The sequence below is a fragment of the Bacteriovorax sp. DB6_IX genome (genome assembly GCF_000447775.1).
GTDB lineage: Bacteria > Bdellovibrionota > Bacteriovoracia > Bacteriovoracales > Bacteriovoracaceae > Halobacteriovorax_A.
Genome location: NZ_AUNJ01000337.1, coordinates 1 through 237, shown reverse-complemented (window position 1 = coordinate 237; position 237 = coordinate 1). Strand labels below are relative to the sequence as shown.

General features: G+C 35.9%; 1 protein-coding gene. It reads right to left on the bottom strand.

Annotated elements, in window-relative coordinates; genetic code table 11:
• Window positions 1-237, bottom strand: a 237-nt coding sequence (locus tag M901_RS10255) for a hypothetical protein (protein WP_034721732.1), incomplete at both ends; no start/stop codon positions are given.

Below are 237 nucleotides of genomic sequence, written 5' to 3'. Positions count from 1 at the left end.
TTAACTTGTCTTCTTCCTCTATCTCCCGGAAGAACAATGAGCTCAGGTAAACGACCTGTCACAAATCTTATAAATTGCATCGAGATTGTTCTTCCCTTTTTGTCTGAAAGTTCAAGAACAGTCCCCTTGTCATCACAAATATCTTTTGGAGTAGAAAATCTAAAAGATGAGAAATCAGAGTGAAAAGTTAGATTCTTTATCTCTGATGTAGAAGGAAGATAAATTCCCTCTTCTTGA